This window comes from Streptomyces netropsis (assembly GCF_014203545.1).
GTDB lineage: Bacteria > Actinomycetota > Actinomycetes > Streptomycetales > Streptomycetaceae > Streptomyces > Streptomyces netropsis.
In genome coordinates this window covers 134,440-147,401 of record NZ_JACHJG010000015.1, presented here as the reverse complement: position 1 = coordinate 147,401, position 12,962 = coordinate 134,440, and the positions used below count along the sequence as shown (strand labels likewise).

Genomic DNA, 12,962 nt, shown 5'->3' with positions numbered 1-12,962 from the left:
TGCCGCGGACCTACTGGTTGGCGAACTTCCGGCTGAGCGCGTCGTAGACGCCCTTCGCCTCCGGGCCCAGGCGCGGACCCGCCAGCCAGGTGTTGCCGGCCGGGCCGATCGAGGTGTTGGAAACGAGCGCCAGCTTGCCGTCGGCACCCTTGGCGAACCAGCCGCCGCCGGACGAACCACCGGTCATGGTGCAGCCGATGCGGTACATCGTCGGCTGCGCGGGCTGCAGGGTGAAGCGGCCGGGCCGGTCGATGCAGTCGTACATCTTCTGACCGTCGAACGGCGCCGCGGCCGGGTAACCCCAGGCGCCCATGGACTGGATGGACTTCACCTGCGGGGTGCTGAAGTCCACGGGCAGGGCGTTGCCGACCGTCTCCTCGAGGGACTTGCCCGTGGGGCTCTCCTGCTTGACGTGCAGCACGGCGAAGTCGTACGGCGCACCCGCGCCACCGCTCTCCGCGCCCTGCGCGATCCACTGCGAGGACGTCTGCGCCCAGTTCGCCCACCACACGCCGTACGGGGCGACGTCCTGCATCGGCGCGCTGTTGACCTGCGAGGCGGGCAGGCCCTTGTCGTTGTACGACGGGACGAAGGCGATGTTGCGGTACCAGCCGCCCTTCTGGCCGGCGTGCACGCAGTGACCCGCGGTCCAGACCATGTTGGACTTGCCCGGGTGGGCCGGGTCCTTGACGACGGTCGCGGAGCAGACCATGTGCCCCTGCGGGCCGTCGAAGAACACCTTGCCGACCGGGGCCGCGTTCTGGCGGTAGGGGAGCTTGACGGCCTTCGCGGTGACCGGGCTCGGCTCGGGGTCGGTGACGCCCTGGTCGCTGCTGCCCGAACCCGGGACCGTCCCCGGGGCGCCCTGCGTCGCGAGCGTCTTGTCGCCGGCCCGGGCGTCCTTCATGTTGCCGGGCTTCCAGTGTTCCTTGATGATCGGGTTGATGAAGTCGCGGGCCTCACGCACCCACTGGTCCTTGTCCCAGTTCTTCCAGGCCCCCTCCTTCCACTTCTGCTTCCACTTCTCCAGGTCCTGCGCGGGGATTCCCTTGGGCAGGCTGGGGAGGTCGTCGCTCGCCTGGCTCGCGGTCGCACTCGGCTTGGTGTCGCCGCCCGCGGCCTTGTCGTCGGACGGCCCGCACGCGGTGGCGGTCAGCGCCAGAGCGGCGGTGAGAGCGGCGGCCGCCAAAGCCGGCCGGCGTATGGGTGACATGGAGTGGACTCCCCCTGGTTGATCTCTGCTTGTCATGAAAAGTGCCCGTCGGTCGCGCGCCGATGCGCCCGGTGGCACGGGCACTGATGAACTTGTCATGCACCGCCCCAGTGACGGGGCGCGGCCCCACACTATGCCCGGTGTGGTGGGAGACGGATGATCGCGGGTCCTCGGTTCCGCCGGGAAGGATCTTGACTTCGGGCCGTGTTCCGTAGCCCGCGGCGTCGTTGGTACGTACGGGGGACAGCCGACCAGCGTTCAGCAGGAGGACCCAGAGCCGTGGCCTTGACCCAGCTACCGCCCGTGGGGCCGTCGGCGCGCGAGGAGATCCCCCTGCGACAGCCGACCCGTGAATTTGCGGCCCGCACCTACGCCCGCTCGCTGCCCGTCGTGCCGGTGCGCTCCCGTGGGCTGACCGTCGAGGGCGCCGACGGCCGTCGCTACCTCGACTGCCTCTCCGGAGCGGGCTCGCTGGCCCTCGGGCACAATCACCCGGTCGTGCTCGAAGCCATCCGTTCCGTCCTTGACTCCGGTGCGCCGCTGCACGTCATGGACCTGGCCACGCCGGTGCGGGACGCCTTCACCCACGAGCTGTCCGCCACGCTGCCACGCCCCTGGGCCGACTCGGCGCGGGTCCGCTTCTGCGGCCCGGCCGGCACCGACGCCGTACGGGCCGCGCTGGGGCTCGTACGGAGGGCCACCGGGCGCACCGGGCTGCTCGCCTTCACCGGCGCCCACGACAAGATCGCCGCGGCCGCGCCGGGCGGGAGCGTGATCCGGCTGCCCTACCCGCAGGACTACCGCTGCCCGTTCGGCGTCGGCGGCGCGAACGGCGCCCACCTGGCGGCCGACCGGGCGAAGAGCCTGCTGGAGCACCGCGGGAGCCGGGCGGACGGCCCGGCCGCGATGCTCGTCGAACCCGTCCTGGGCGAGGGCGGGGTGATTCCCGCGCCGGACGGATGGCTGCGCCGGATGCGGGAGCTGACCGCGGCGCACGGCCTTGCGCTGATCGCCGACGAGACGCACACCGGGGTGGGCCGGACCGGCGCGTTCTGGGCCGTCGAGCACAGCGGGGTCGTCCCCGACGTCATGGTCCTGTCCGAAGCCATCGGTGGCAGCCTCCCGCTCGCCGCCGTCGTCCACCGCGACGAGCTGGACGCCGGGCGGACCGGCGACCGCGCGGGGACCTTCCGGGGCAACCAGCTCGCCATGGCGGCGGGCGCCGCGACGCTGAAGTACGTCCGAGAGAACCGTCTCCCCGAGCGCGCCGCGCTGCTGGGCGAGCGGATGCTGGCCGGGCTGAGGGCGACGGCGGCGCAGTGCGACCACATCGGGGAGGTACGAGGGCGCGGACTGATGATCGGCGTGGAGTTCGTCGACCCCGACGGAGGAGACCGCCCGCCGCTCCCGGCCGCGCCCGCTTCGGCCGCCGCGGTGCGACGGGAGTGCCTGCGGCGCGGCCTGATCGTCGGGCTGGGCGGCCGGTATTCCAGCGTGATCCGGCTGCTGCCACCCCTGACCATCACGGACGAGCAGGCGGCGGCGGTGCTCGACCGGTTCTCCGACGCCGTCGCGGCCGTCTCGCGCGGCGCGCACCAGCGGCCCCCTGACCTCGGCTCCCCGAAGCACCGCGGTACGTCGAGGAACGTCGGTGCGCCGGGCAGCCCCGGCGGGTGGACGGCGCCCGTCGCCGCGCCTCCCCCCGGCACCACCCCGCACCCCAGCCCGTCGAGCCACCCCAGCACGCCGAAGGAGGCAGGCGCCGCATCCCCGGCCTGACCGCCGAGGTGCACGCCGCACCGCCCATGAACGCATCCCCCGACACCGATGCGTCCACCGCCGCCCAGGGCCACGACCCCGGCCCGCGGCAGGAGATCGTCTCGGCGGTGCCGCGCCAGAGCGGCCACCCCGGCGGGATCCAGGACCCCGGCCGCCACGCCGAAGCCGACCCGCTGGAGCACCCCGACCCGCGGGTCGCCGGTGACGCCGCCACTGTGGAGAACCTGCTCCGCTGCTGGGTGCGCGAGAACGACGTCGCCCACCCCGACGGCCCCGTCCTGCACATCCCGCTGCCCGCGAGCGGTACCACCCTCCTCGTCCCCGTCGTCTACTGGTCCGCCGCCGGCTGGCACCGCTTCGGCCCGCCCGCGTCGGCGGACGCCCCCGCCGACGCCCCGTCCGTCGACGCCGTGACGCTTGCCGCCCTCCTCGGCCGCGAGGCCGCGTACCGTGCCGCGGGAGAAGGCGGGCCGTCCATCGGGGACGGCGGCGATCTCGTCGGGCGGGTCGCCGACTCCGCGCGCCGCACCGCCGAGTTCGTCGCGCACCGGCGGGCCCGGCCCGCCGACCCGGACGGGGGAGACCTCTTCCTCTACAGCGAGCAGGCCCTCGTCCTCGGGCATCCCCTGCACCCCGCGCCCAAGAGCCGCGAGGGCTTCTCCGAAGCCGAATCGCCGCTCTACTCCCCGGAGACGCGGGGCTCCTTCCCCCTGCACTGGCTGGCCGTCCACACCTCCGCGCTGGCCACGGACTCCGCCTGGACCGAGCGCGGCCGGGCCGTGGAGGCCGCCACACTGGCCACCCGGCTCGCCGGCCCCCGCCTCCGGTTCCCCACGGACACCGTGCCTCTGCCGCTGCACCCCTGGCAGGCACGCGACCTCCGCAACCGCCCCGCCATGGCCCGGCTGTTCGACGCCGGCCTGCTCCACGACCTCGGCCCCTGCGGCGAGCCCTGGTCCCCGACCTCCTCCGTACGGACGGTCTACCGCTCCGGTGCGCTCGCGATGCTGAAGCTCTCCCTCGGCGTGCGCATCACCAACTCCCGCCGTGAGAACCTCCGCAAGGAGCTGCACCGCGGGGTCGAGGTGCACCGCCTGCTGCGCAGCGGCCTCGCCGAGCGATGGCGGGCGGCCTGCCCGGGCGGCCTCGGCTTCGACATCGTCCGGGACCCGGCCTGGCTCGCGGTCGACGCCCCCGACGGCACACCGCTGCCCGGCCTCGACGTCGTCATCCGGCACAACCCCTTCGGCCCCGGCGACGACGCCGTATGCCTGGCCGGCCTCATCTCCCCGCGCCCCTGGCCGGACCGGGCCGGACCGGACGGACGACCGGCCATGGGCTCCCGGCTCGCCGACATCGTCGCGGGGCTCGCCCTGCGCACCGGCCGGCCCGCCGGGGCGGTCTCCGCGGAGTGGTTCCTGCGCTATCTGGAGGCGGTCGTACGGCCCGTGCTCTGGCTGGACGGCGAGGCGGGCATCGCCCTGGAGGCGCACCAGCAGAACACCCTCGTCCTGCTGGACCGCGACGGCTGGCCGGTCGGCGGGCGATTCCGCGACAACCAGGGCTACTACTTCCGGGAGTCCCACCGGACCGCGCTCGAACGCGGGCTCCCGGGGATCGGCGCGAAGAGCGAGACCTTCGTGGACGACGACGTCGCCGACGAGCGGTTCGCCTACTACCTCGGCATCAACAACATCCTCGGTCTGATCGGCGCGTTCGGCGCACAGCGCCTGGCCGACGAGCGGATCCTGCTGGCCGCGCTCCGCCGCTTCCTCAAGGAGGCCGCCAGGACGACGGGCGAGGACCGCACCCCGCACCCCTCGCCCCTGACGGGCCACCTGCTCGAGGCACCCACCCTCAGCTGCAAGGCCAATCTGCTGACCAGGCTGCACGGGCTCGACGAACTCGTCGGCCCGGTCGACACCCAATCCGTCTACGTCACCATCACCAACCCCCTTGTCACCTCCGCCGAATGAGCGGCGCGCGCCCCGGCACCGGGGTGAACGGGGCTCAGCGGGCCTCTGCGACGGTCGAGACACGGAAGATCTCCGAGGGTCTCGGGAGCCCGAAGGGCAGTGGGGCTCCCGAGGGCCATGAGGTCCACGGGATTCAGGGGGGTCCTACTCACGGGGGCATCCAAGAGGAGAGCGACGCTGTGCCACCCATCGACGCCGATGCCGACGCGGACCTCGGCCCCGACACCCTCGACCTGCGTCTTTCCGACGAACTCGTCGAGCTCATCGCCTACGACCGCCCCGAGGCGCCCGCCTCCCGTGACCCCGACCTGCTGGACGGCCTGGCCGGCTGGGGCCCCGTCGACACCACGGCCGGCGCCTTCCAGCTCGTACCGGTCCGGATCGAGCGCGACCTGCGTCTCGTCGCCCGCTGGATGAACGACCCGGCCGTCGCGGCCTTCTGGGGACTGGCCGGGCCCGACAGCGCGAGCGCGGACCACCTCCGCACCCAGCTCGACGGCGACGGGCGCAGCGTGCCCTGCCTCGGCGTGCTCGACGGGGTGCCCATGAGCTACTGGGAGGTCTACCGCGCCGACCTCGATCCCATCGCCCGCTATTACCCGGCCCGGCCGCACGACACGGGGCTGCACCTGCTCATCGGCAAGGTCTCCGACCGGGGCCGGGGCCTGGGCACGGCCCTGCTGCGCACCGTCGCCGACCTCGTCCTGGACCACCGGCCGTCCTGCGGCCGGGTCGTCGCCGAACCCGATCTTCGCAACACCCCCTGTGTCGCCGCCTTCCTCGGCGCGGGCTTCCGGCTGACCGGTGAAGTCGACCTGCCCGACAAGCGCGTGGCCCTGATGATCCGCGACCGCTCCCTGCGCGACGTCCTGTGAAGCGGCGACCGTTTCGTGCCACGGTTCCCCTGCACTCCGCACTCCATGAGGACGGCGATGTCAGTGCCGCCCCTTAGGCTGGAAGAGCTATGACTGCCTCCTCCTCCCTCACCGACCTGCTGCACGCCGCCGTCACCGCCGTCGGGGGCAGTGAGCGCCCCGGCCAGGTCACCATGGCCGAAGCCGTCGCGGAAGCCATCGACGGCGACGCCCATCTGCTCGTGCAGGCCGGCACCGGCACCGGAAAGTCCCTGGGCTATCTGGTGCCGGCCCTCGCCCACGGCGAGCGGGTCGTCGTCGCGACCGCGACGCTCGCGCTCCAGCGCCAGCTCGTCGAGCGTGATCTTCCGCGGACCGTCGACGCCCTGCACCCGCTGCTGCGCCGCCGTCCGCAGTTCGCCATGCTCAAGGGCCGGTCGAATTACCTGTGCCTGCACCGGCTCCACGAGGGAGTGCCGCAGGAAGAGGAGGAGGGGCTTTTCGACCCCTTCGAGGCGGCGGCCCCGTCCAGCAAGCTCGGCAAGGACCTGCTGCGGCTGCGTGACTGGTCGGACGAGACCGAGACCGGCGACCGGGACGACCTGACGCCCGGCGTCTCGGACCGCGCGTGGTCCCAGGTCTCGGTCACCTCCCGCGAGTGCCTCGGCGCCTCGAAGTGCGCGTACGGCGCGGAGTGCTTCGCCGAGGCGGCCCGCGAGCGCGCCAAGCTCGCCGATGTCGTGGTCACCAACCACGCCCTGCTCGCCATCGACGCGATCGAGGGCGCCCCGGTGCTCCCCAGTCACGAGGTGCTGATCGTCGACGAGGCCCACGAGCTGGTCTCCCGGGTCACCGGCGTCGCCACCGGCGAGCTCACTCCCGGCCAGGTCAACCGCGCCGTGCGACGGGCCGCCAAGCTCGTCGACGAGAAGGCCGCCGACGCGCTGCAGACCGCCGCCGAGAGTTTCGAGCGGCTGATGGAGCTGGCCCTGCCGGGGAGGCTGGAGGAGATCCCGGAGGACCTCGGATACGCCCTCGTGGCGCTGCGTGACGCCTCCCGCACGGTGATCTCGGCGATCGGCGACACCCGCGACCGATCCGTCCAGGACGAGGACGCGGTCCGCAAGCAGGCTCTCGCCGCGGTGGAGAGCATCCACGCGGTGGCCGAGCGCATCGTGGAGGGTTCCGAATACGACGTCGTCTGGTACGAGCGTCACGACCGCTTCGGCGCGTCCCTGCGCGTCGCGCCGCTCTCGGTCTCCGGTCTGCTGCGCGAGAAGCTCTTCAGCGAGCGCTCCGTGGTGCTCACCTCGGCCACGCTCAAGATCGGCGGCGATTTCAACGGCGTCGGTGCCTCCCTGGGCCTCGCCCCCGAGGGCATCGAGGGCGACGACCTCCCCCAGTGGAAGGGCGTCGACGTCGGCTCCCCGTTCGACTACCCGAAGCAGGGAATCCTCTACGTCGCCAAGCACCTGTCCCAGCCCGGCAGGGAAGGCAGCCGGAGCGACATGCTGGACGAGCTGGCAGAGCTGATGGAGGCCGCGGGGGGCCGGACGCTCGGGCTGTTCTCCTCCATGCGGGCCGCGCAGGCCGCGGCCGAGGAGCTGCGGGGCCGGCTCGATCTGCCGATCCTGCTCCAGGGCGAGGAGACGCTCGGAGAGCTGATCCGGACCTTCGCCGCCGACGCCCGTACGTGCCTGTTCGGCACGCTGTCCCTGTGGCAGGGCGTCGACGTGCCGGGGGTGAACTGCCAGCTCGTCGTCATGGACCGGGTGCCCTTCCCCCGCCCCGACGACCCGCTGATGAGTGCCCGGCAGAAGGCCGTGGAGGAGGCCGGCGGCAACGGCTTCATGGCCGTCGCGGCGACCCACGCGGCGCTGCTGATGGCGCAGGGGGCCGGCCGGCTCGTACGGGCGACGGGCGACCGGGGCGTGGTCGCGGTGCTCGACCCGCGGCTGGCGACGGCTCGCTACGGCAGCTTCCTGCGCGCCTCGATGCCGGACTTCTGGTACACCACGGACCGTAACCAGGCGCGCCGCTCACTGGCGGCCATCGACGCCGCGGCGAAGGCGGACGAGAAGTAGCGGCGGGCCGCGACGTCGGGAACGGGGCCGCACACAGCAGGGCCCCGGAACCGGCGCAGTGGTTCCGGGGCCCGGTCTTCGCGCACTCACACCCGCCGCAGCACCGCCACGACCTTGCCGAGGATGGTGGCCTCGTCACCGGGAATGGGCTGGTAGGCGGCGTTGTGCGGCAGCAGCCACACATGGCCGTCCTCGCGCTTGAAGCGCTTGACGGTCGCCTCGCCGTCGAGCATCGCAGCCACGATATCGCCGTTCTCCGCGACGGGCTGACGACGCACCGTCACCCAGTCGCCGTCACAGATGGCGGCTTCGATCATGGAATCGCCGACCACCTTCAGCACGAACAGCTCGCCGTCGCCCACCAGTTGGCGGGGGAGAGGGAAGACGTCCTCGACGGACTCCTCGGCGAGGATCGGGCCACCGGCGGCGATCCGGCCGACCAGGGGTACGTACGACGCGGCGGGCTTGCCGGTCGTGTCGGTCGGCTGGGAGCTCGGCTGGTCGGAGCCGCGCACCTCGTAGGCCCGGGGGCGGTGCGGGTCCCGGCGCAGGAATCCCTTGCGCTCCAGGGCCATCAGCTGATGGGCCACGGAAGAGGTGCTGGAGAGCCCCACCGCCTGGCCGATCTCTCGCATGGACGGTGGGTAACCGCGGCGCTGGACCGAGTCCCGGATGACCTCGATCACGCGCCGCTGCCGGTCGGTGAGCCCGGAGCTGTCCGCCCGGATTCCTGGAGGGCGTCCCGGGAGTGAGCGGGCCGGCTTCTGCCCCTCGGCGTTCATGGCTGCGTCATTCATCGGGTGTGCCTGGTCGAGTCGGCTCTGGGAGCGGTCCTGGGCGGTGATGGTGGCGCTGTCTGCGGTGGTGGTCACGTCGGCCCCTCTCGAGATGTTCTCCCTAGCTGGACAACGGTAGTTGCTTTCGAAAGGTTGCGCCAAACACACGTTCGAGTGAAATATCGCAGATTGCCTGACGTGATCAGGCGGGAAGGTGTACAGGCGGAGATCAATTCGCCCATTGCGGTAGCCTTCGGTGCGAAGGCCGCCGGATCGCGCGAGGATCGCCGGACCGGGCAATGCGCCCCAAAGTGCCCTCGACTGCGGCTGTTCCGCGCCCGTGCCGTGGTGCTCGGCGCGGGGTGGACCGGGGTGGATCCATGGGGTCCGGTGCCGGGCTCCGTGCGCCGGGGCCAGTGTGCCATTCGTGGGCCCGTGGCGCCCCGTCCGGGGTCGCTCCCGCGCGCCCCGGGCCCGTCCGACGGTGTCGGCGCCCGTCCCCGGCGGCGCGACACGCGCTCGGCGCGCTTGCCCGCCGGGCACCAGATCTAGTGGTTTGATGGGCGGCGGCCACCCACCAGTAGTGGTCCGCGGGTGGCCCTGGTGCATTCCGGTCGCGGCCATCGCCTATGCTGGGGGCTGCTTCACGAGGCCTGTACGAGGCCCGCCGAAGCCCAAGATCGTGTACAGCTTTTTTCGAGGTTCCTCGAGGGTGAAGGAGGGTGGAGAGCCATGCACTGCCCCTTCTGCAGGCACCCCGACAGCCGGGTCGTCGACAGTCGGACCACCGATGACGGTTGTTCGATCCGCAGGCGCCGCCAGTGCCCCGACTGCTCCCGTCGCTTCACGACCGTGGAGACCGCGTCACTCATGGTGATCAAGCGGAGCGGGGTCACCGAGCCCTTCAGCCGCAACAAGGTCATCTCCGGCGTGCGCAAGGCGTGCCAGGGACGCCCGGTCACCGAGGACGCCCTGGCCCAGCTCGGCCAGCGTGTCGAAGAGGCGGTGCGCGCCACGGGCAGCGCCGAGCTCTCCACGCATGACGTCGGGCTCGCCATACTCGGTCCGCTCAAGGACCTCGACCTGGTCGCGTATCTGCGGTTCGCGTCCGTGTACCAGGCCTTCGACTCGCTGGAGGACTTCGAGGCCGCCGTCGCGGAGCTCCGCGAGCAGCGGCCCGCGGCGGACGCCGTCGGTCGCGGCACGGACGTCGACGTTCCGGCGCCCGCCGCGGCCGCCGAGTAAAAGCGGAGACCACACAGGATCAGCCCGGCGCGCCCCGCGCGCACGGGTGGAAGACACACATCGCGCCACGGAAGAATTGGGCGCATTAGGGCGTTTTGCCCGTAGAGGGAGGCGGCATGACAGAGACGACGAGCGGCCCGGCACGAGGTTCCCGCTCCAAGGGAAACAAGGGTGCCAAGGGTCTGCGCATCGAGCGCATTCACACCACTCCCGGCGTCCACCCCTACGACGAGGTGGTCTGGGAGCGTCGTGACGTCGTCATGACCAACTGGCGCGACGGCTCGATCAACTTCGAGCAGCGTGGCGTCGAGTTCCCCGACTCCTGGTCGGTGAACGCGGTCAACATTGTCACGAGCAAGTACTTCCGTGGCGCGGTCGGCTCCCCGGACCGTGAGTCGAGCCTCAAGCAGCTCATCGACCGAGTGGTGCGCACCTACCGCAAGGCCGGCGAGGAGCACGGCTACTTCGCCTCCCCGGCGGACGCCGAGATCTTCGACCACGAGCTGACCTACGCCCTGCTGCACCAGGTCTTCAGCTTCAACTCCCCGGTCTGGTTCAACGTCGGCACCGCCCAGCCGCAGCAGGTCTCCGCCTGCTTCATCCTCTCCGTCGACGACTCCATGGAGTCGATCCTCGACTGGTACAAGGAAGAGGGGATGATCTTCAAGGGCGGCTCCGGCGCCGGCCTGAACCTCTCCCGCATCCGCTCCTCCAAGGAGCTGCTCTCCTCCGGCGGCAACGCTTCCGGCCCGGTCTCCTTCATGCGCGGCGCCGACGCCTCCGCCGGCACCATCAAGTCGGGCGGCGCCACCCGTCGCGCGGCCAAGATGGTCGTCCTCGACGTCGACCACCCGGACGTCGAGGCCTTCATCGAGACCAAGGTGAAGGAAGAGGAGAAGGTCCGCGCCCTGCGCGACGCCGGCTTCGACATGGACCTGGGCGGCGACGACATCACGTCCGTCCAGTACCAGAACGCCAACAACTCCGTCCGGGTGAACGACGAGTTCATGAAGGCCGTCGAGGCCGGCTCGAAGTTCGGTCTGCGCGGCCGGATGACCGGTGAGGTCATCGAGGAGATCGACGCCAAGGGCCTCTTCCGCAAGATGGCCGAGGCGGCCTGGGCCTGCGCCGACCCGGGCATCCAGTACGACGACACGATCAACCACTGGCACACCTCGCCGGAGACGGGCCGGATCACCGCGTCCAACCCGTGCAGCGAGTACATGCACCTGGACAACTCCTCGTGCAACCTCGCCTCGCTCAACCTCATGAAGTTCCTGCGCGACGACGACCAGGGCAACCAGTCGTTCGACGCCGAGCGCTTCGCCAAGGTCGTCGAGCTGGTCATCACGGCGATGGACATCTCCATCTGCTTCGCCGACTTCCCGACCGAGAAGATCGGCGAGACGACCCGCGCCTTCCGCCAGCTGGGCATCGGCTACGCCAACCTCGGCGCCCTGCTGATGGCCACCGGCCACGCGTACGACAGCGACGGCGGCCGCGCGCTCGCCGGTGCCATCACCTCGCTGATGACCGGCACCTCCTACAAGCGCTCCGCCGAGCTGGCCGCGGTCGTCGGCCCGTACGACGGCTACGCCCGCAATGCCGACGCCCATCGGCGCGTCATGAAGCAGCACGCGGACGCCAACGGTGTCGCCAACCGCGTGGACGACCTGGACACCCCGGTCTGGGCCGCGGCGACCGAGGCGTGGCAGGACGTCATCCGCCTCGGTGAGCAGAACGGCTTCCGCAACGCCCAGGCCTCGGTGCTCGCCCCCACCGGCACCATCGGCCTGATGATGGACTGCGACACCACGGGCGTCGAGCCGGACCTGGCCCTGGTCAAGTTCAAGAAGCTCGTCGGCGGTGGCTCGATGCAGATCGTGAACAACACGGTCCCCAAGGCGCTCAAGCGACTCGGCTACCAGCCGGAGCAGGTCGAGGCGATCGTCGCCCACATCGCCGAACACGGCAACGTGATCGACGCCCCGGGCCTGCGGACCGAGCACTACGAGGTCTTCGACTGCGCCATGGGCGAGCGCGCGATCTCCGCCATGGGCCACGTGCGCATGATGGCCGCCGCGCAGCCGTTCCTGTCGGGCGCGATCTCCAAGACCGTGAACCTGCCGGAGTCGGCGACCGTCGAAGAGGTCGAAGAGGTCTACTTCGAGGGCTGGAAGCTCGGTCTGAAGGCGCTCGCGATCTACCGCGACAACTGCAAGGTCGGCCAGCCGCTCTCCGCGAAGAAGAAGGAGGAGGCGAAGGCCCCCGAGGCCGTCGCCCCCGTCACGGAGAAGGTCGTCGAGTACCGCCCGGTCCGCAAGCGGCTGCCCAAGGGCCGTCCGGGCATCACCACCTCCTTCACCGTGGGTGGCGCCGAGGGCTACATGACCGCCAACTCCTACCCGGACGACGGTCTCGGTGAGGTCTTCCTCAAGATGTCCAAGCAGGGTTCGACCCTCGCGGGCATGATGGACGCCTTCTCGATCGCCGTCTCGGTCGGTCTGCAGTACGGCGTCCCGCTGGAGACGTACGTCTCGAAGTTCACGAACATGCGCTTCGAGCCGGCCGGCATGACGGACGACCCGGACGTGCGGATGGCGCAGTCGATCGTCGACTACATCTTCCGCCGCCTGGCGCTGGACTTCCTGCCGTTCGAGACGCGCTCGGCGCTGGGCATCCACTCCGCCGAGGAGCGCCAGCGTCACCTGGACACCGGCTCGTACGAGCCGTCCGACGACGAGGTCGACGTCGAGGGCCTGGCGCAGTCCGCGCCGCGGCACTTCGAGGCCCCGAAGGCGGAGACCCCGGCGCAGCCGGCGGCCGTCGTCCCGGCCCCCAAGCAGGTCCACAACTCCACCGAGCTGGTGGAGATGCAGCTCGGCCTGAACGCGGACGCACCGCTGTGCTTCTCCTGTGGCACGAAGATGCGCCGCGCGGGCAGCTGCTACCTCTGCGAGGGCTGCGGCTCGACCAGCGGCTGCAGCTGACAGTCGTGTGAACCGAAGGGGAGCCGGCCCGGTGCCGGCTCCCCT

At 71.5% G+C, this 12,962-nt stretch carries 8 protein-coding genes; 6 read left to right on the top strand and 2 right to left on the bottom strand.

What is annotated here, in order from left to right; genetic code table 11:
* Positions 1 to 10 precede the first annotated feature (10 nt).
* Positions 11 to 1,213, bottom strand: coding sequence for a trypsin-like serine peptidase (locus FHS38_RS29295; protein ID WP_184738637.1), 1,203 nt, complete (start codon positions 1,211 to 1,213; stop codon positions 11 to 13).
* Positions 1,214 to 1,492: 279 nt separating this feature from the next.
* On the opposite strand from FHS38_RS29295, the gene FHS38_RS29290 reads away from it, so the two are divergent.
* From FHS38_RS29290 to FHS38_RS29275, 4 genes are all read left to right on the top strand, one after another.
* On the top strand, positions 1,493 to 2,992 hold the full coding sequence (locus tag FHS38_RS29290) for an aminotransferase class III-fold pyridoxal phosphate-dependent enzyme (RefSeq protein WP_184738635.1): 1,500 nt from the start codon (positions 1,493 to 1,495) through the stop codon (positions 2,990 to 2,992).
* Positions 2,993 to 3,018: 26 nt separating this feature from the next.
* Positions 3,019 to 4,968: an IucA/IucC family protein gene (locus FHS38_RS29285; protein ID WP_184738719.1), complete on the top strand. Its 1,950-nt coding sequence runs from the start codon at positions 3,019 to 3,021 to the stop codon at positions 4,966 to 4,968.
* 179 nt (positions 4,969 to 5,147) lie between these two features.
* On the top strand, positions 5,148 to 5,843 hold the full coding sequence (locus FHS38_RS29280; protein ID WP_184738633.1) for a GNAT family N-acetyltransferase: 696 nt from the start codon (positions 5,148 to 5,150) through the stop codon (positions 5,841 to 5,843).
* Positions 5,844 to 5,932: 89 nt separating this feature from the next.
* Positions 5,933 to 7,906 carry an ATP-dependent DNA helicase gene (locus tag FHS38_RS29275; RefSeq protein WP_184738631.1) on the top strand — a complete coding sequence of 658 codons (1,974 nt, stop codon included), beginning with the start codon at positions 5,933 to 5,935 and terminating at the stop codon, positions 7,904 to 7,906.
* Between the two features lie 86 nt (positions 7,907 to 7,992).
* Here FHS38_RS29275 and lexA read toward each other — a convergent pair whose 3' ends face one another.
* Positions 7,993 to 8,778 carry a transcriptional repressor LexA gene (gene lexA / locus FHS38_RS29270; RefSeq protein WP_130881823.1) on the bottom strand — a complete coding sequence of 262 codons (786 nt, stop codon included), beginning with the start codon at positions 8,776 to 8,778 and terminating at the stop codon, positions 7,993 to 7,995.
* A gap of 636 nt (positions 8,779 to 9,414) precedes the next feature.
* Here lexA and nrdR point away from each other — a divergent pair.
* Both nrdR and FHS38_RS29260 read left to right on the top strand, forming a co-directional pair.
* Positions 9,415 to 9,927, top strand: coding sequence for a transcriptional regulator NrdR (gene nrdR / locus FHS38_RS29265; RefSeq protein ID WP_184738630.1), 513 nt, complete (start codon positions 9,415 to 9,417; stop codon positions 9,925 to 9,927).
* Positions 9,928 to 10,043: 116 nt separating this feature from the next.
* Positions 10,044 to 12,917 (top strand): vitamin B12-dependent ribonucleotide reductase, encoded by a 2,874-nt coding sequence (locus FHS38_RS29260; protein ID WP_184738628.1) that lies wholly within the window; start codon positions 10,044 to 10,046, stop codon positions 12,915 to 12,917.
* Positions 12,918 to 12,962: the final 45 nt, after the last annotated feature.